We start from the raw sequence: 18,861 nt of genomic DNA on the forward strand, positions 1-18,861 counted from the left end.
CGGGCGCCCCTCGGGGCCGGCGGGGGGGGGGGGGGGCGCGGGGGGGGGGGGCGCCCCCCGCCCCCCCCCCCCCGCGGGGGCCCCCCCCCCCCCGCGGGGGGGGGGGGGGCCCCCCGGGGGGGCCCCCCCCCGCCGCCGTGGTCGCGCTGGCCCGGTGCTGGGCTCAGCGGGCGAACACCTCGCGGACGAGGACGTCGCCTTCGGCCGAGTGCCGCTTCATCGAGCCCGCGCTCGTCGCGGCCGAGGCGGCACGCGAGACGAGGCGCAGCTCGCGCCCGAGGGACGGGATGAGGCGCACGGCCATGTACATCCACGGGCCCTGGTTGGCCGGCTCGTCCTGCGCCCAGATGACCTCGGCGTTCGGGTACTTCGCGAGCTCCGCCTTGATCTCCTCCTCGGGCAGCGGGTAGAGCTGCTCGACCCGGACGATCGCCGTGCGCGTGTCCTTGGCCTTCGTCCGGGCGGACAGCAGGTCGTAGTACAGGCGGCCGGAGACGAGGACCACGCGGTCCACGGCGCTCGCGTCCAGCTGCTCGTGCTCGCCGATGACCGGGCGGAACGTGCCCGAGGTGAAGTCCTCGACGGTCGAGGCCGCGGCCTTCAGGCGCAGCAGCTGCTTCGGCGTGAAGACGATGAGCGGCTTGCGCGGGCGGCTGTACGCCTGGCGGCGCAGCAGATGGAAGTGCGACGCCGGCGTGCTCGGCTGGGCGACGATCATGTTCTGCTCGGCGCACAGCTGCAGGAAGCGCTCGATGCGGGCGGAGGAGTGGTCCGGTCCCTGGCCCTCGTAGCCGTGGGGCAGGAGCATGACGAGCGAACTGCGCTGGCCCCACTTCTGCTCGGCCGAGGAGATGAACTCGTCGATGATCGTCTGGGCGCCGTTGACGAAGTCGCCGAACTGCGCCTCCCACGCCACGAGCGTGTCCGGCCGCTCCACCGAGTAGCCGTACTCGAAGCCCAGGGCCGCGTACTCCGACAGCGAGGAGTCGTAGATCGCGAGCTTGGCCTGATCGTCGGAGATGTGGGCGAGAGGAGTCCACTCGTCGCCGTTGCTGCGGTCGTGGAACACCGCGTGACGCTGCACGAACGTGCCGCGGCGGGAGTCCTGGCCCGCGAGGCGGACCGGGACGCCCTCGGCGATGAGCGAGCCGAACGCCGCGATCTCGCCGAAGCCCCAGTCGATGCCGCCCTCGCGGGACATCTGCTCGCGCCGCTCGAGGAGCTGCTTGAGCTTGGGGTGGACGCCGAAGCCCTCGGGGACCGCGACGTGGGCCTGGCCGATGCGCGCGAGCGTCTCCGCGCTGATCGCGGTCGAGCGCTGCGAGGCGCCGGCGGCGTCGTCCTCCTGCTGGGCGAGGGGACGCTCGAGGTCCGAGACGGCCTTCGCGTCCCCGGTGACGATCGGGATCGGCGAGGTCTGGGCCGCGTGGGTCTCGGCGAAGACGCGCTCGAGGCGCTCCTGGTAGTCGCGCAGGAGCTGCTCTGCCTCTTCCTGCGTGATGTCCCCACGGCCGATCAGGCTCTCGGTGTAGAGCTTCCGGACCGAGCGCTTCGCCTCGATGAGGTTGTACATCATCGGCTGGGTCATCGACGGGTCGTCGCCTTCGTTGTGGCCGCGGCGGCGGTAGCACACGAGGTCGATGACGACGTCCTTGTGGAAGCGCTGGCGGAACCGGTAGGCCATCTGCGCCACGCGTACCACGGCCTCGGGGTCGTCGCCGTTGACGTGGAACACCGGCGCCTGGACCATCTTCGCCACGTCGGTGGAGTACACCGACGAGCGGGAGGCCGAGGGCGAGGTCGTGAAGCCGACCTGGTTGTTCACCACGATGTGGATCGTGCCGCCGGTGCGGTAGCCGCGCAGCTGTGAGAGGTTCAGCGTCTCCGCCACGACGCCCTGGCCGGCGAAGGCCGCGTCGCCGTGGACCAGGATCGGCAGCACCGGGAACGCCTCGCCCCGGTCGAGGCGGTCCTGCTTGGCGCGGACGATGCCCTCGAGGACCGGGTCGACGGCCTCGAGGTGCGAGGGGTTCGCGGCGAGGTAGACCTTGGTCTGCTTGCCGTTCTCCGCGGTGAAGGTCCCCTCGGTGCCGAGGTGGTACTTCACGTCGCCGGAACCCTGCACGCTCTTGGGGTCCTGGGTGCCCTCGAACTCGCGGAACACCTGGGCGTAGGTCTTGCCGGCGATGTTCGTCAGGACGTTGAGGCGGCCGCGGTGGGCCATGCCGATCGCGACCTCGTCGAGGCCGTCCTCCGCTGCCTCGGACAGCGTCGCGTCGAGCAGCGGGATGAGGGACTCGCCGCCCTCGAGGGAGAAGCGCTTCTGGCCGACGAACTTGGTCTGCAGGAACGTCTCGAACGCCTCGGCGGCGTTGAGCCGCGACACGATGCGCAGCTGCTCCTCGCGGCTGGGCTTCTTGTACGGGTGCTCGAGCTCGTCCTGGAACCACTTGCGCTCGGCGGGCTCCTGCAGGTGCATGTACTCGATGCCCGTGGTGCGGCAGTAGGCGTCGCGGAGCACGCCGAGGATGTCGCGGAACTTCATCTTCGGCTTGCCGCCGAAGCCGCCCGTGGGCCACTCGCGGTCGAGGTCCCACAGCGTCAGGCCGTAGGTCAGCACGTCCAGGTCCGGGTGGCGGCGCTGGACGTACTCGAGCGGGTTCGTGTCCGCCATGAGGTGCCCGCGCACGCGGAACGCGTGGATGAGCTGCTGGATGCGCGCCACCTTGTTGATGGCGTCCTCGGGGTTGACCTGGAGGTCGGGGCTCCAGCGCACCGGCTCGTAGGGGATGCGCAGCGACTCGAAGATCTCGTCGTAGAAGCCCTGCTCGCCCAGGAGGAGCTGGTGCACGATCCGGAGGAACTCGCCCGAGCCTGCGCCCTGGATGACGCGGTGGTCGTACGTCGAGGTCAGCGTGATGATCTTGCCGACCGCCTGGAGCGCGAGGATCTTCTCCGAGGCGCCCTGGAACTCCGCGGGGTACTCGAGGGCGCCCACGCCGATGATGGCCGCCTGGCCCTTGGAGAGGCGCGGAACCGAGTGCACCGTGCCGATGCCGCCGGGGTTGGTCAGCGAGACGGTCGTGCCGGCGTAGTCGTCGGCCGTGAGCTTGCCGTCGCGGGCGCGCTTGATGAGGTCCTCGTAGGTGTGCCAGAAGTCCGAGAAGTTCAGCGTCTCGGCCTTCTTGATGTTCGGCACCACGAGCAGGCGGCTGCCGTCCGGCTTGGGCAGGTCGATCGCGATCCCGAAGTTCACGTGCGCATGCTGGATCGCGGCGGGCTTGCCGTCCACCACGTCGTAGGAGACGTTCATCGACGGCATGAGCTTGAGCGCGCGGATCACGGCGTAGCCGATCAGGTGCGTGAAGGAGACCTTGCCGCCGCGCACACGGGTGAGGTGGTTGTTGATCACGATGCGCTGGTCCATGAGGAGCTTCGCGGGCACGGCGCGCACGGTGGTCGCGGTCGGGACCTCGAGGCTCTGGACCATGTTGGTCGCGATGGCCTTGGCCGGGCCGCGGAGCGTCGAGACGACATCCTCCTCGATCGTCTCGTCCTTGGCCGTCTTGGGCAGCTGGGCGGGGATCAGGCCGGTCGTGGACGGGCGGGCACCGTCGCGCACGACGGCGGCGGCGCCCTTCTTCGGGGCCGCTTCCGGCTGCTTCGGGGCCGGTGCAGGAGCCTGCTTCGGCGCTGCCGGCGCGGGCTGGGCTGCCGGGGCCTGGGCAGCCGGCGCCGCCGGGGCCTGGGCTGCCGGCGCAGGAGCCTGCGCCGCGGAGGCCTGGACCGCCGGAATCTGCCGGGTCAGCGTGTCAACGGCCGGCCCCTTCGCCGGCCCGTTGGACGTGTGGCCGCTGTCCGAGTCGAAGGACTCGAACAGCGGCCACCACTTGGCGTCCACGGAGTTCTTGTTCTGCTGGTACTGCTCGTAGAGCTCGTCCACAAGCCACTCGTTGCCGCCGAATTCCTCGGGCAGGCGGTGGGTTGGCAGTTCTGGCACTGGAGATACGCCTCTTCCATCGATACTTAGGCCCGCGTGTCAGCGGCTCCGCGCCTCGGCCCCGTACCGCGCGCCCGCGTGCTCCACCGGGCGATACTCGGGGGCTGGCCGTATCCGCCGACCGCCGTGGGCGCCGTCAGGAGCCCACACTCAAGGGTCCAGTCTAGTAAAGACCGGCGCGAATCGGGCGATTGTGAGTCCGCCGTCACACGCGGGTCGCCCCGCCGGCGCGCTCGGGAGGCGCTGATAGGCTGGACTCACTATGGACGGCACCTCTAGATGCCGGCCTGGTCGCGGGGGCCTCACTGGCGCCCGCCGCCCCAGAGCCGGCATGCACCGTGTACTTGCCCACCTGGTTCCCGCGCGAGCGGCCATGTCATGGCGCGAGGAGCTCGAGCACTGACGTGGAATGGCTCCTGCTGGCTGCCGGCCTGCTCCTCATCCTCGGCACGGGCTTCTTCGTCGCCGTCGAATTCTCCCTCGTGGCGCTCGACCGCGCCACGGTCCAGCGCAGTGCCGACGCGGGCGAGCCCGGTGCCGAGGCCCTCCTGCGCTGCCTCAAGACCCTCTCAACCCAGCTCTCGAGCTGCCAGCTCGGCATCACCCTCACCACGCTCCTGACGGGCTACGTCATGGAGCCCTCGGTGGGCAGGCTCCTTGAGGGGCCGCTGCGCGCGCTGGGGGTGCCCGGGGCCACCGCGGTCTCCCTCACGGTCGCCATGGTCTTCGCGACCCTGCTGTCCATGCTCATCGGCGAGCTCGTGCCCAAGAACCTCGCGATCGCCCGGGCGCTTGCGGTGGGGCGCGCCGTCGCCCGTCCCCAGCTGGTCTTCACGGCGGCCTTCAAGCCTGCGGTGATCCTCTTCAACGGCTTCGCCAACCGCGTGCTCGGGCTCATGGGCATCGAGGCCAAGGAGGAGATCTCCGGGGCCCGCTCGCCCGCCGAGCTCTCGTCCCTCGTGCGGCGCTCCGCCGAGCTCGGAACGCTCGATGCCGGCACGGCGCGGTTCGTGTCCAGGACGCTGCGCTTCTCCGAGAAGACGGCGGCGGACGTCATGACCCCCCGCATCCGCGTGACGACCATCGACGCCGACGAGCCCGTCGACGCGATCGTCGAGGCGGCCCGGACCACCGGCCATTCCCGCTTCCCGGTGATCGGCGACTCGCCGGATGACGTGCGCGGCGTCGTCCACGTGAAGAAGGCCGTGGCGGTGCCGGCGAGGAAGCGCCGCGGCGTCCCCGCGGCCGCCATCATGACCGACATCCTCCAGGTGCCCGAGACGATTCACCTCGACGCGCTCATCTCGCAGCTGCGGGACGGGAACCTCCAGCTCGCCGCCGTGCTCGACGAGTACGGCGGCACCGCGGGGATCGTCACGCTCGAGGACCTGGTGGAAGAGATCGTCGGCGAGGTCGCCGACGAGCACGACCGGCGCGCACCCGGGGTCCTGCAGAGCTCCGCGGGGGACTGGTACTTCCCCGGACTCATGCGGCCCGACGAGGTCTCCGAACAGGTCCCCGGCCTCCGGGTCGTGGACAGCCCCGCGTACGAGACGGTCGGCGGCTACGTCATGAGCGCGCTGGGCCGCGTCGCGCAGACGGGAGACTCCCTCGAGGTCGGGGGCGGGACCCTCACGGTCGTGCGCATGGACGGCCGCAGGGTGGACCGCCTCCGGTTCACACCGCCGCCGCCCGAGCCGGGCGACGCCGAGGCGGCCGGCACCCGGGACGCCTCCGGCCGTGGCTCGGGGAGGGCAGCCTGATGGGGGACTGGGCAGGAATCCTCTGGCTGGCGGTGCTGCTGCTCGGGAACGCCTTCTTCGTCGCGAGCGAGTTCGCGATCATGAGTGCGCGGCGCAGCCAGATCGAGCCGCTCGCGGACGCCGGGTCCGGGCGGGCGAGGACCACGCTCCACGCGATGGAGAACGTCTCGCTCATGCTGGCCGCCGCCCAGCTGGGCATCACCGTGTGCTCCCTGCTGATCCTCCAGGTCGCCGAGCCGGCCATCCACCACCTCATCGGCGACCCGCTGCACTCTGTGGGACTGCCCGTCGAGCTCGCTGACACCGTGGGGTTCGTCGTCGCGCTCGCAGCGGTCACGTTCCTGCACGTCACGATCGGCGAGATGGTGCCGAAGAACATCTCCGTTTCGGCGGCGGATCGCGCCGCTGTGCTCCTCGCCCCGGTGCTGCTGAGCATGGCCCGCCTCGTCCGGCCCGTGATCTTCTTCCTCAACGGCAGCGCCAACGCCGTGCTCCACCTCCTGCGGGTCGAGCCGAAGGACGAGGTGACCTCGAGCTTCACCCTCGAGGAGGTCGCCTCGATCGTCGAGGAGTCGACCCGCAGCGGCCTGCTCGACGACGAGTCGGGCCTGCTCTCGGGCGCGCTCGAGTTCTCCGACCAGACGGCGGAGTCGATCATGGTCCCGGTCGCGGACCTCGTCTCGCTCCCGACCAGCGCCACCCCTGCGGACTTCGAGAAGGCCGTCTCGCACACGGGCTTCTCCCGCTTTCCCATGGTCGACGACGACGGCGAGCTCGTGGGCTACCTCCACCTCAAGGACGTCCTGGCCATCGGGCCGGACGGGCGCGGGAAGCCGATCGGGGAGAGCCGCGTGCGCTCGCTGGCGAACCTCGGGCTCGACGACGGAATCGAGGACGCCCTCTCTGCGATGCAGAAGTCGGGCTTCCACCTCGCCCGGGTGATCGGGCCCGAGGGGTCGACCCGCGGGGTGCTGTTCCTCGAGGACGTCATCGAGAAGCTCGTGGGCGAGATCCGGGATGCGACACAGAGCCAGGCCTTCCGCCGCCAGCGGGGCTGAGGGCGCGAAGGCCGCGACCGCGGGCAGTGACCCCCGGGGTGCCCCCCCCTGGGCTGACGAGCGGTCCTGATGGGAATTGTTCGCAAGAGGCGCTACAGTGGTCCTATTGCGACCGGTTCTCACCGGTGGCCCGTGACAATCCGCAGAACTGAGGCCCCCTTGCGCTCGATCTCCTCTGCCCGCGCCGTGGTGCGGACCGCCGCCCGGGGCGCCGTCGCCGTGGCGGCGGTCGCCCTGGCCGCCTGCTCGTCGGGCGGCCAGGGGGCCCCGGCGGCGTCGGGGCAGGGCGGGGCCGTCCGCATCGTCGCCTCGACGAACGTCTACGGCGACCTCGCCAGGGCCGTGGGCGGTGACCGCGTCACGGTCACCTCGATCGTCTCCACGACGAGCCAGGACCCCCACTCCTACGAGGCGACGACGCATGACAGGCTCGCGGTGTCCAAGGCCAGCCTCGTGATCGAGAACGGCGGCGGCTACGACCCGTACGTCGACCCTCTGGTGCGCGAGGCCAACCTCGGTGCGGACAGCGTCATCACCGCGGTGAAGACCGCCGGGCTCGAGGGCGGCGGGTCCGCCGGCCGCCCGGCGTTCAACGAGCACGTCTGGTATGACGTCAGCGCCATGAAGAAGGTCACGGACGCCATCGCCGGACGCCTCTCTGCCCTCGACCCGTCCGGAACCGAGGGCTACACGAGCAGGGCGAAGGATGTCGACGCCCGCCTCACCCAGCTCGAGTCCACCCTCGCGGCGATCAAGGCGGCCGGCCCAGGCAAGAAGGCCGTCATGACCGAGCCGGCCCCCCTCTACCTCTTGGCCGCCGCGGGCGTGCAGGACGCCACGCCCGAGGCATACACCTCGGCCGTGGAGGAGCAGCAGGACGTGCCGCCGGCGGCGCTCAGGGCGACCCTTGACCTCGTCTCCTCCCGGTCGGTCGCGCTCCTGGCCTACAACCCGCAGACCGAGGGCCCGCAGACCCAGCAGCTGCGGAACGCCGCCGAGGCGGCCAAGGTGCCGGTCGTCGACTTCACCGAGACCGTGCCCGACGGCGAGGACTACCTCGGCTGGATGCAGGAGAACGTCGCCGCGCTGAAGAAGGCGCTCGCATGACGCCGCCCGCTGTGCGGCTCCGCTCGGCGGCGCTCGCGTTCGGCCCGCGGACCCTGTGGTCCGGCCTCGACCTCGACATCCGCCCGGGCGAGTTCTTCGCCGTGCTGGGCCCGAACGGCAGCGGCAAGACCTCCTTCCTCAAGGCGCTGCTCGGCCTCGTCCCCCTCAGCGAGGGGACGGCGGAGGTCGCGGGCCGCCCACCGGGCCACGCCGGGGCCGGCATCGGCTACATCCCGCAGCAGAAGTCCTTCGCCCCGGACACCCCACTGCGCGCGCGGGACCTCGTCTCGCTCGGCGTCGACGGTCACCGCTGGGGCGTCCGCCTGCACCGGCGCGCCGTCGACGCCCGCGTCGACGACCTCCTGGCCACCGTCGGAGCCTCCGACTACGCGAAGGTCCCCGTCGGCCAGCTCTCGGGCGGGGAGCAGCAGCGGCTCCGCGTCGCCCAGGCCATCGCCGGGCACCCCAGGGTCCTCCTGTGCGACGAGCCGCTGCTCTCGCTCGATCTGGGCCACCAGCAGGCGGTCAGCGGCCTCATCGACCGCCAGCGGCGCGAGGAGGGGAGCGCCGTCGTCTTCGTCACCCACGAGATCAACCCGATCCTGGACTACGTCGACCGGGTCCTCTACCTCGCCGACGGACGCTTCCGCGTCGGCACCCCCGAGGAGGTCATGACCACGGCCGTGCTCTCCGAGCTGTACGGCTCGCCGGTGGAGGTCTCCCAGGTCCACGGCCGGATCGTCGTCGTCGGCCTCCCTGACGCCACGACGCACGGCCACCGCGGTGCGCACCACCACGAGGAGGACACCCCGTGACCATCGATGACTTCTGGGCCAGCGTGTTCTCGTTCCAGGACTACGGGGAGATCCTCGCGCTCGTCCAGAACTCGGTGTGGGCAGGGGCTGTCCTGGGCCTCCTCGGGGGCGTCGTGGGCACCTTCGTCATGAAGCGCGACCTCGCCTTCGCCGTCCACGGCATCTCGGAGCTGTCCTTCGCGGGGGCCTCGTTCGCCCTGCTGGTCGGCGCCGACATCGTGACCGGCTCGCTCGTCGGCTCGGTCGCCGCGGCGCTCCTGATCGGCCTCATGGGCGGCCGGGCGCGCGAGAAGAACTCGGTCATCGGCGTGATCATGCCGTTCGGGCTGGGGCTCGGCATCCTGTTCCTCGCGCTGTACCAGGGACGGGCGGCGAACAAGTTCGGCCTGCTCACCGGCCAGATCGTCGCGGTCGACACGGTCCAGCTCCAGCTGCTCGCCGTGACCGCCGCGGCGGTCATCGCGGTCCTCGTCGCCGTGTGGCGCCCCCTGACGTTCGCGAGCGTCGACCCCGAGATGGCGCACGCCAGAGGTGTTCCGACCCGGGCGCTCTCGATCCTGTTCATGGTGGTGCTCGGGGTGAGCGTGGCCCTGTCGCTGCAGGTGGTGGGCGCACTCCTGGTCCTCGCCCTGCTCATCACACCGGCGGCCGCCGCGCTGAAGGTGACCTCCGCCCCGCGCCTCGTGCTCCTGCTCAGCGTGCTCTTCGCGGTGGCGGCCACGGTGGGCGGGATCATGCTCGCCCTCGGCGGACGGCTGCCGATCAGCCCCTACATCACCACGCTGTCGTTCCTCATCTACGCGGTGTGCGCGATCCTCGGCTGGATCCGGCGCCGCCGCGGCGGGAACGGGAGGGTGCTCCGGTCCGGATCCGCGCAGGGCGAGCGGCGCACGACGTCGGCCGCCGCCTGAGGCGGGACCCCCGCCGCCGGGGGGCTCACCCGCCCTCCTCAGCCTTCCTGGGGAGAGCCGCCGTCCGCGTCCGCGGCGCCCGCGCCGAGGGCTGTGCACTCGGGGCAGAGCCCGAAGACCTCCACCGTGTGCTCGACCGCCGTGTAGCCGTGCTCCCGGGCGACGCGGCTGGCCCAGGTCTCCACCGCGGGCGCCTCGATGTCCACGGCCTTGCCGCACCGGCGGCAGACGAGATGGTGGTGGTGGCCGGTGGCCTCGCAGCGGCGGTACACCGCCTCGCCGTCGTCGCTGCGCAGCACGTCCACGAGCCCGTCCTCGGCCATGGACTGCAGGATGCGGTACGTCGTCGCGAGTGAGACGGATGCCCCCTCGCCCCTCAGGAGCCGATGCAGCTCCTGGGTGCTCACGAAGTCCTCGAGGCTGTCGAGGGCTGCCGAGACAGCGACCCGCTGCTTCGTCACGCGCTGCTCGCGCGGCTTCTCGGCCAACGACTCCTCCTGCACCTGCCTATCGGGTCTTCTAGCCTAGCAAGAGGCGGTCCTAGACTGGCGCCATGCGCCTGACCAAGTTCACGCACGCCTGCGTCCGCCTCGAGAAGCCCGCCGACTCGGGGACGGGGCAACGGGTCCTGACCATCGATCCGGGCAACTTCTCGGAAGTCGAACAGGCCCTGGACGGCGCCGAGGCGTTCCTCGTCACGCACGAGCACGCGGACCACATCGACATCCCGCGCGCCGCCGCGGTCCTCGAGGCCAGCCCGCGGCTCGAGGCGTGGGCGCCCTCCGCCGTGGCCGCCGCGCTCGCGGAGGCCGCGCCGTCCGCCGCGGGCCGCATCCACACCGCCGAGACCGGCACCGAGTTCGAGGCCGCGGGGTTCCGCATCCGCACGTTCGGGAGCCAGCACGCCCTGATCCACCCCAGCGTGGCGATGGTCGCCAACCTCGGCTACCTGGTCGACGGCAAGGTGTTCCACCCGGGCGACTCGTTCACCGTCCCGCCCGGGGCCGAGGTGCCGACCCTCCTCGTTCCGATCCACGCGCCCTGGAGCAAGGTCGGCGAGGTGCTCGACTTCATCATCGCCGTCGGGGCCCAGCGCGCCTACCCGATCCACAACGCCCTCCTCAACGAGCGCGGCACCGGGATCGTGGAGAAGCACGCCCAGCGCATCGGAGACCTCTACGGGACCCGCTACGAGCACCTCGACCCCGGGGACGCGGTAGACCTCTGAGGCCTCAGCCGCCCCAGCGTCCGGTCGCGAAGAACTCCTCGAGCACCTGCGCGTGCGGTGCGGGGTCCAGGCCCTGTTCGGCGAGCCAGCCCTCGTCGCCGTAGGACCCCCGGTAGCGCGAGCCGGCATCGCACATGAGCGTGACGATGCTGCCCCGCTCCCCGGCGGCCGCCATCTCCGCCACGAGCTGCCAGACGCCCCACAGGCTGGTGCCCGTCGACGGCCCCGCGTCGAACCCGAAGCGCGCGGCGAGGTCGCGCATCGCGGCGACCGAGGCGGCGTCGGGCACGCGGAACATGCGGTCCACGATCCTGGGGTTGAAGCTCGGCTCGAGCCGCGGCCGGCCGATGCCCTCGATCCGCGACGCCCCGCCCTCGGCGGGGGCGCCGGAAGCCCAGCTCGGATAGAACGCGGAGTTCTCGGGGTCCACCACGACGAGCTGGGTCGCGAGCCGCCGGTACCGCACGAAGCGCCCGATCGTGGTGCTCGTCCCCCCGGTCCCCGCACCGACCACGATCCAGCGGGGCACCGGGTGCGGCTCGAGCTGAAGCTGGTCGAAGATCGTCTCGGCGATGTTGTTGTTCCCGCGCCAGTCCGTGGCCCGCTCGGCGAACGTGAACTGGTCCAGATAGTGGCCGCCGCAGGACTCCGCGAGCCGTGCCGCCTCGCCGTACACCTCGGCGGGCGAGTCGACGAAGTGGCACGAGCCGCCGTACTGCTCGATGAGCGCGATCTTCTCCCGGCTGGTCCCGCGGGTCATCACTGCAGTGAACGGGACCCCGATGAGACGGGCGAAGTAGGCCTCGGACACGGCGGTGCTCCCGCTCGAGGCCTCGACCACGCGCGTCCCCTCGCGGATCCATCCGTTGACCAGGGCGAAGAGGAACAGGGACCGCGCCAGGCGGTGCTTGAGGCTGCCGGTGCGGTGGGTCGACTCGTCCTTGAGGTACACGTCGACGCCCCACTCCTCGGGGAGGGGGACGCGGTGCAGGTGGGTGTCGGCGCTGCGGCGCCCGTCCGACTCGAGCCGGCGGATGGCCTCGTCGGCCCAGGCCCGGGCCCCGACGCCCGGCCCACGGGGGGCGTCGGTGGTGCTTGCGTCCATCCGGCCAGCGTACGCGGCGCTAGGGTGTGGCCATGAACGCAGAACAGGTCCTGATTTCGGCCGCGGAGCTCGCCGGGCGCCTCGAGCGGGCCGAGCGCATCGTCCTGCTCGACGTCCGCTGGGCCCTCGGCGGCCCGGACGGTCGCGAGGAGTATGCGGCGGGGCACCTGCCCGGCGCCGTGTTCGCGGACCTCGAGACGGAGCTCGCGGTGCCGGTGGCCCCGGGCAGCGCGGAGGAGGCGGCGGGCGGCCGGCACCCGCTCCCGTCGAGGGCGGTGTTCGAGGAGGCCGCGCGCGCCTGGGGCATCGACGACGGCGACGCCGTGGTCGTCTACGATGCGACCTCCGGGCAGGCCGCCGCGCGGGCGTGGTGGATGCTCCGGGATGCGGGCCTGGAGTCGGTGCGCCTCCTCGACGGCGGCCTGGCCGCCTGGACGGCGGCGGGTGGGCCCCTCGAGCAGGGCGTCACTGTCCCGGACCGGGGGAACGTCACCCTGGGGGAGGGCCGCCTGCCCCGCATCGACGCGGACCAGGCGGCCTCGTTCTCCCAGCCCCGGCCGGAAGCCCCCGCCGGAGGCGTGCTGCTGGACGCCCGGGCTGCCGAGCGGTACCGCGGCGAGGTCGAGCCCGTCGACCCGCGTGCCGGCCACATCCCCGGCGCGAAAAGCGCACCGACGGCCGCGAACCTGGCCGCGGACGGCACCTTCCTGCCGCCGGCGGCCCTGCGGGAGCGCTTCGCCGCGCTCGGCGCCGACGGCCGCCGCCCGGTCGCCGTCTACTGCGGGTCCGGCGTCACAGCGGCCCACGACGTGCTCGCCCTGGCCGTCGCCGGCATCGACGCGGCCCTCTACCCGGGCTCGTTCTCCCAGTGGTCCCGGGACCCGTCCCGTCCCGTCGCGGTGGGCAGCGAGCCCTCCGCGGCAGGGGCGGGTCGGGCTGACCTGTCCGAGAACAGCACGCGGGCGTGAGCGGCCGGCATGCGATAGCGTCGGTGGCATGACCCCCGGACGCCCCGTCATGCCGAGTGCGGACAAGATCCGCGCGAACCTCGTCGAGGAGCTGCGCGCCGGCACCGAGGGCGGCGACGGATCCGAGGTGCGCGCGTACGGCGCCACCTCCGCCTCGAGCGGCCTCGTGCCCCTCACTGTCGCACGCCGCGAGCCGGGGGCCGACGACGTCGAGATCGACATCGAGTTCTGCGGCCTGTGCCACTCCGACGTGCACGCGACGCGCGGCGAGTGGGGGGAGCGGCCGTGGCCGCTCGTCCCCGGCCACGAGATCGTGGGGCGCGTGCGGCGCGTCGGCTCCGCCGTCCACGGGTTCGCCGTCGGGGACCGCGTGGGCGTCGGGTGCATGGTCGACTCGTGCCGGGAGTGCGCGCACTGCCGGGCCGGGCTCGAGCAGTACTGCGAACGCGGCATGGTCGGCACCTACGGTGCCCGGGACCCGCGTCACGGCGGGGAGGTCACCCAGGGCGGCTATTCCGAGAGGATCGTGGTCGCCGCGGCCTACGTCCTGCGGATCCCGGCGGCCCTCGACCCCGCTGCGGCCGCCCCGATCCTGTGCGCCGGCATCACGACCTACTCGCCCCTGCGGCGCTTCGGGGTGGGCCCCGGGCGCAGGGTGGGCGTCGTGGGGCTCGGCGGGCTCGGGCACCTGGCCGTCAAGCTCGCCGCCGCCATGGGGGCAGAGGTCACCGTCTTCACGCGCACCGCGGCCAAGGCCGCGGATGCCGCCCAGCTCGGTGCCCACCGCGTCGTGGTGACCACCGACGCGGCCCAGCTCGAGGCAGCGGCGGGGACGCTCGACGTCGTCCTCGACACCGTCGCCGCGCCGCACGATCCGAACGACTACCTCTCCGCGCTGCGCTTCGACGGCACCCTCGTGGCCCTCAGCCTGCCCTCCGGCGACATGCCGCCCGTGCGGCCCGGGGCGCTCATCCGGCGGCGGCTGACGTACACGGGCTCGCTCATCGGCGGCATCGCCGAGACCCAGGAAGCCCTGGACTTCTGCGCCGAGCACGGGGTGGCCCCGCAGATCGAGATGGTCACGGCGGATTCGCTGAACGAGGCCTACGACCGCATGGTCGCCTCCGACGTCAAGTACCGGTTCGTCCTCGACGCCGCGAGCCTGCGCGGCCCGGGGGCCCCATCGAGGAGAGAGCAATGAGCACGCTGTTCACGCGCATCATCGAGGGCGAGCTGCCCGGCCGCTTCGTGTGGAAGGACGACGACGTCGTCGCGTTCCTGAGCATCGGCCCCCTCGCTGAGGGCCACACGCTCGTGGTGCCCCGCGAGGAAGTCGACCGGTGGACGGACGCGTCGCCCGAGCTCATGACGAAGCTCACGCTCGTGGCCCAGACGATAGGGCAGGCGCAGGTGGAGGCCTTCGGGGCGCCGCGCGCCGGGATGATCATCGCCGGCTTCGAGATCGACCACCTGCACCTGCACGTCTGGCCGTCCCGCAGCGAGGCCGAGTACGACTTCAAGCGCGCGCAGCAGAACCCGGATCCGGCCGTCCTGGACGCCGCAGCCGAGCGCATCCGCGAGGCGCTCCGCGCAGCCGGCCACGGCGAGCACGTGCCCGCCGCCTGACGCCGAGGTCGCCCCGTGGGTGGGCGAGGTCGCCCCGTGGGTGGGCGAGGTCACCCCGTAGGTGGGCTACGCCGGAGCGAGCGCCTCGTTGAGCGCCTGCCGCACCCGCTTCTCCGAGACCTTGCCGGCGGTGCCGAGCTCGACGGCGAAGAGGCTCACCCGCAGCTCCTCGATCATCCACCGCACGGTGGACAGCTTGGCCTGGTTCCGGCCCGTCGGGGCGAGCGCCGCCACGGCGTCGTCGTAGTCGTCCTCGAGCCGCTGGACCGTGGCCATCGAGACGGCGTCGCGCTGGACGTTGGTCGGGAGCTTCTCGAGCCGGCGCTCGATCGCCCGGAGGTAGCGGGGGAGGTGCTCGAGCTGCGCGTAGCCGGTCCTCGCGACGAAGCCCGGGTAGACGAGCTGCTCGAGCTGGGCCTTGACGTCGTTCAGCGCGCTCACGAGCGCGAGGCTCGTGGAGCCCTTGAGGGCCTTGCCGATCCGCAGCGAGGACGCAAGGACCTGCTCGACGATCGCGGTCACCTTGAAGACCGTGTCGATGAGCTCGGCGCGCACCTGGTCGTAGAGCGCGTCGAAGGCGGCGCGGTCCCAGGGCAGCTGGGCCGGCACGAGCCTGTCGATTGCGGCGACCGCGCAGTCGGCGATGAGGTCCGCGACCGAGCCGTGCGGATTCTGGCTGAACGTGAGCTTCTCGCGGTTGTTGAGGTGCTCGAGCACGTACCGGTCCGGCGCCGGGATCCGTAGCGCGAGCAGGCGGATGACCCCGCCGCGGTGCGCCCGCAGCTGGTCCTCCTCGGTCTGGAACACGCGCAGCCCGGCGGTGCCGCGCGGCGCCGTCGCGGTGCGCTGCTCGTCGACGAGGGCGGGATAGCCGGTCACGGTGTGGCCGGCGACGACGGTGCTCGCCGTCCGCGGGATCGTCCCCACGCTCCACTCCGTCAGTCCGCTGCGCTCGGCCAGGCCAGAGCCGCCGCCGGCCGGGCCGCCCGAGGCGCCCGCCGCCGTCGTGCCTCCACGGGGTGACGTCGCGTGTCCACCGGGTGACGTCTCGGTCCCACGGGGTGACTTCGCGCCTCCGCGGGGTGACTTCGCGCCTCCGCGGGGTGACTTCGGCGACGTGGTGGCGGGGGTCGCGCCGAGGGACTCGGCGATCGCGCGCCGGGTGGCCGGGGCGAGCTGCTCCTGCAGGGCGGCGAGGTCCTTCCCGGCGCCGAGCACGGTGCCCTTCGGGTCGACGACGTTGAAGGACATGAGCAGGTGGGGCGGGACGGCGTCCCAGTTCCACGAGCCCGGCGGGATGATCTGCCCCTTGAGCCGGCGCAGGACGAGCTCGAGCGACTCCTCGAGCGCGTCCGTGTCCGGGTCGAAGTCGGCGTCGAGGGCCGCGACGGCCTGCCGCGCCACGTCGGGGGCCGGCACGAAGCCCTTGCGCACCTGCTTGGGCAGCGACCTGATGAGCGCGGTGACGAGCTCGGTGCGCAGCCCGGGGATCTGCCAGCGGAACGGCTCGGGGTCGAGCTGGTTGAGGAACAGCACGGGGACCTCGGCGGTCACGCCGTCGGCCGGGTCCGGGGTCCCGCCGGGGGCGACGGGATGGAACTCGTAGGCCAGCGGCAGGTCGAAGCCGCCCTGCCGCCACGCGGTCGGGTAGGCGGTGTCGGCGGCCGCGGCCGAGCCTTCGGCGTCCTCGCCCAGCAGCAGCGCGCGGTCGAAGTCGAGCAGGTGCTCGTCCTCGTGCCGGGCCTTCTTCCACCACGCGTCGAAGTGCCGCTCCGAGACCACGGACGCCGGCACCCGCGCGTCGTAGAACTCGAACAGCGCCTCGTCGTCCACGCGCAGCCCGGGGCGGCGCATGCGCGTCTCGAGCTCCTCGACCTCCGTCAGGAGCGCCTGGTTCCGCTTGAAGAAGTGGTGCCGCGTGTGCCAGTCGCCCTCGACGAGCGCGTGCCGGATGAACAGCTCGCGCGCGAGCGCCGGGTCGATGCGGGCGTAGTTGACGCGGCGCTGCGCGACGAGGGTGACGCCGTAGAGCGTGACCTTCTCGTACGCCATGACCGAGCCCGAGCGCTTGGACCAGTGCGGCTCGGAGTAGGTGTGCTTGACGAGGTGCGGGGCCACGAGCTCGGCCCAGGCCGGGTCCATCTTCGCCGCGGTCCGGGCCCACAGGCGGCTCGTCTCGACGAGCTCCGCGGCCATCACGTACGTGGGGCTCTTCTTGAACAGGGCCGACCCCGGGAAGATCGCGAACCGGGTCCCGCGCGCGCCGACGTACTCGCGCTTGCGCTCGTCGAGGAGCCCGATGTGGCTCAGGAGGCCCGCGAGGAGGGCCTGGTGGACGGCGTCGTGCCGTCCCACCGGATCGGTGTCGCGCCCCTGCCACAGGGAGATCCCCAGCGGCCGGGCGAGCTGGCGCAGCTGCTGGAACAGCTCCTGCCACTCCCGCACCCGCAGGTAGTTGATGAACTCGGCCTTGCACAGGCGCCGGAACGCCGAGGAGGACAGCTCGCGCTGCTGCTCCTGGAGGTAGTTCCAGAGGTTCAGGTAGCCCGTGAAGTCGGAGTTCTCGTCCTTGAACCGGGCGTGCTTCTCGTCGGCGGCCTGCCGCTTGCCGGTCTCCTGCGAGGGGCGCTCGCGGGGGTCCTGGATCGTCAGGGCCGCGGCGAGGACCATCACCTCGCGGACGCAGTCGCGCCGCGCCGCCTCGACGATCATGCGGCCCAGCCGAGGGTCCACCGGCAGCTGGGCGAGCTGGTGGCCGACGGCGGTCAGGCCGCCCCGCGCTGTGCTCCCACCTGCCGTACCCCCGCCCGGGGTGCGGTGCCCGCGGCGGCCGCGCCCGCCGTCGTGCGCAGGTTCCGCGGAGGGCGCACCACCGGCATCCTGGTCCTTGCCGTCGGCGAGGGCGCCGAGCTCGCGCAGGAGGGTCACGCCGTCGTTGATCGCGCGCGACTCGGGCGGCTCCACGAAGGGGAAGGCTGCGACGTCCTTGGGCCCGCGGGCGATCCCCATCGCGGTCATCTGCAGGATCACGGCGGCGAGGTTGGTCCGCAGGATCTCGGGGTCGGTGAACTCGGGGCGGGAGAGGAAGTCCTCCTCGGAGTACAGGCGGATGCAGATGCCGTCCGAGACGCGCCCGCAGCGGCCGGCGCGCTGGTTGGCCGAGGCCTGCGAGACCCGCTCGATCGGCAGGCGCTGGACCTTGGTGCGGTGCGAGTAGCGCGAGATGCGGGCCGTGCCGGTGTCGATGACGTACTTGATGCCGGGGACGGTCAGCGAGGTCTCCGCCACGTTCGTGGCCAGCACGATCCGCCGCTTCCCGCCGGGCGTGAACACGCGGTGCTGCTCGGCGAGCGAGAGCCGGGCGAACAGGGGCAGGATCTCCGCCCCGGCCATGCGGGGGTTCTTCTGGATCGAGCCGGCCAGGGCCTCGGCCGCGTCGCGGATCTCCCGCTCGCCCGAGAAGAAGATGAGGATGTCGCCGGGCGCCTCCCGGGAGAGCTCGTCGACCGCGTCGCACACCGCGTCGACAGGGTCCCTGTCCTCCTCGAGGGCGTCGTCGCTCCGGGCGACGGAGTCGTCCTCATCCTCGGGGCCGGCCGGTTCGGCAACGAGCGGGCGGTAGCGGATCTCCACCGGGTACGTGCGGCCCGAGACCTCGACGATGGGGGCGGGCTCGGGCTCTGCCCCTGGCACCTCCCGCGCGAAGTGCCGGGCGAAGCGCTCCGGGTCGATGGTCGCGGAGGTGATGATGACCTTCAGGTCCGGCCGCTGGGGGAGCACCCGCTTGAGGTAGCCGAGGATGAAGTCGATGTTGAGGCTGCGCTCGTGGGCCTCGTCGATGATGATCGTCGAGTAGCGCCTCAGGAGCCTGTCGCGCTGGATCTCGGCGAGCAGGATGCCGTCGGTCATGAGCTTGACCTTGGTCTCGGGCCCGACCTCGCCCGTGAAGCGGACCTGGAAGCCGACCTCGGCGCCGAGCTCGACGTCCAGCTCCTCGGCGATGCGCTCGGCGACGGTGCGCGCGGCAAGCCTGCGCGGCTGGGTGTGGCCGATCAGGCCCTTCTCGCCCAAGCCGAGCTCGAGGCACATCTTGGGGATCTGCGTGGTCTTCCCCGAGCCGGTCTCGCCGGCGATGATCGTGACCTGGTTCGCGGCGATGGCCTCCATGAGCTCGTCGCGGCGCTCGGAGACCGGGAGGGCGGCGGGATACGTGATCGTCAGGGCCATGGCTGACCCAGTCTAGTGCTGCCGGTCCCGTGGGCCGCTGCGGACATGCCCTG

General features: G+C 72.3%; 13 protein-coding genes. 9 read left to right on the forward strand and 4 right to left on the reverse strand.

The annotated features are described in order from the left end of the window. Positions 1-163 precede the first annotated feature (163 nt). Positions 164-4,000: a multifunctional oxoglutarate decarboxylase/oxoglutarate dehydrogenase thiamine pyrophosphate-binding subunit/dihydrolipoyllysine-residue succinyltransferase subunit gene (locus J2W21_RS05485; RefSeq protein ID WP_307113511.1), complete on the reverse strand. Its 3,837-nt coding sequence runs from the start codon at positions 3,998-4,000 to the stop codon at positions 164-166. Positions 4,001-4,404: 404 nt separating this feature from the next. On the opposite strand from J2W21_RS05485, the gene J2W21_RS05490 reads away from it, so the two are divergent. The 5 genes from J2W21_RS05490 (at position 4,405) to J2W21_RS05510 (ending at position 9,654) form a co-directional block, all read left to right on the forward strand. Beyond that, entirely contained in the window at positions 4,405-5,763 is a 1,359-nt protein-coding gene (locus J2W21_RS05490; protein WP_307113512.1) for a hemolysin family protein, read from the forward strand. Next, positions 5,763-6,821 (forward strand): hemolysin family protein, encoded by a 1,059-nt coding sequence (locus J2W21_RS05495; protein WP_307113513.1) that lies wholly within the window; start codon positions 5,763-5,765, stop codon positions 6,819-6,821. The genes J2W21_RS05490 and J2W21_RS05495 overlap by 1 nt, the downstream gene beginning before the upstream one ends. Positions 6,822-6,953: 132 nt before the next feature. After that, complete coding sequence (locus J2W21_RS05500) at positions 6,954-7,928, forward strand: metal ABC transporter solute-binding protein, Zn/Mn family (protein ID WP_307113514.1); 975 nt, start codon at positions 6,954-6,956, stop codon at positions 7,926-7,928. After that, entirely contained in the window at positions 7,925-8,743 is an 819-nt protein-coding gene (locus J2W21_RS05505; RefSeq protein WP_307113515.1) for a metal ABC transporter ATP-binding protein, read from the forward strand. The genes J2W21_RS05500 and J2W21_RS05505 overlap by 4 nt, the downstream gene beginning before the upstream one ends. Beyond that, the gene (locus J2W21_RS05510) at positions 8,740-9,654 is read left to right on the forward strand and encodes a metal ABC transporter permease (RefSeq protein WP_307113516.1); all 915 of its coding nucleotides are present in this window, start codon (positions 8,740-8,742) and stop codon (positions 9,652-9,654) included. The genes J2W21_RS05505 and J2W21_RS05510 overlap by 4 nt, the downstream gene beginning before the upstream one ends. Before the next feature lie 38 nt (positions 9,655-9,692). Here the strand turns inward: J2W21_RS05510 and J2W21_RS05515 are convergent, their stop codons facing one another. Further along, positions 9,693-10,142 (reverse strand): Fur family transcriptional regulator, encoded by a 450-nt coding sequence (locus J2W21_RS05515; protein WP_307113517.1) that lies wholly within the window; start codon positions 10,140-10,142, stop codon positions 9,693-9,695. A gap of 65 nt (positions 10,143-10,207) precedes the next feature. On the opposite strand from J2W21_RS05515, the gene J2W21_RS05520 reads away from it, so the two are divergent. Further along, a complete protein-coding gene (locus J2W21_RS05520; RefSeq protein ID WP_307113518.1) occupies positions 10,208-10,882 on the forward strand; it encodes an MBL fold metallo-hydrolase in 675 nt (224 codons plus the stop codon). A gap of 4 nt (positions 10,883-10,886) precedes the next feature. Here the strand turns inward: J2W21_RS05520 and J2W21_RS05525 are convergent, their stop codons facing one another. After that, positions 10,887-11,987, reverse strand: a complete 1,101-nt coding sequence (locus J2W21_RS05525) for a PLP-dependent cysteine synthase family protein (RefSeq protein ID WP_307113519.1) — start codon at positions 11,985-11,987, stop codon at positions 10,887-10,889. 32 nt (positions 11,988-12,019) lie between these two features. Here J2W21_RS05525 and J2W21_RS05530 point away from each other — a divergent pair, with 32 nt between their 5' ends. Genes J2W21_RS05530 through J2W21_RS05540 form a run of 3 tightly spaced genes read left to right on the forward strand, consistent with a single transcriptional unit; the run spans position 12,020 to position 14,581 of the window. Beyond that, positions 12,020-12,955 (forward strand): sulfurtransferase, encoded by a 936-nt coding sequence (locus tag J2W21_RS05530; protein ID WP_307113520.1) that lies wholly within the window; start codon positions 12,020-12,022, stop codon positions 12,953-12,955. Between the two features lie 28 nt (positions 12,956-12,983). Next, on the forward strand, positions 12,984-14,156 hold the full coding sequence (locus J2W21_RS05535) for an NAD(P)-dependent alcohol dehydrogenase (RefSeq protein ID WP_307113521.1): 1,173 nt from the start codon (positions 12,984-12,986) through the stop codon (positions 14,154-14,156). Further along, positions 14,153-14,581, forward strand: a complete 429-nt coding sequence (locus J2W21_RS05540) for an HIT family protein (protein ID WP_307113522.1) — start codon at positions 14,153-14,155, stop codon at positions 14,579-14,581. Before J2W21_RS05535 ends, J2W21_RS05540 begins: the two co-directional genes overlap by 4 nt. A gap of 66 nt (positions 14,582-14,647) precedes the next feature. Here the strand turns inward: J2W21_RS05540 and hrpA are convergent, their stop codons facing one another. Beyond that, positions 14,648-18,808: an ATP-dependent RNA helicase HrpA gene (hrpA, locus tag J2W21_RS05545; RefSeq protein ID WP_307113523.1), complete on the reverse strand. Its 4,161-nt coding sequence runs from the start codon at positions 18,806-18,808 to the stop codon at positions 14,648-14,650. Between the last annotated feature and the right edge of the window lie 53 nt (positions 18,809-18,861).

Origin of the sequence: Sinomonas atrocyanea (assembly GCF_030811715.1) — a bacterium.
Lineage (GTDB): Bacteria > Actinomycetota > Actinomycetes > Actinomycetales > Micrococcaceae > Sinomonas > Sinomonas atrocyanea_A.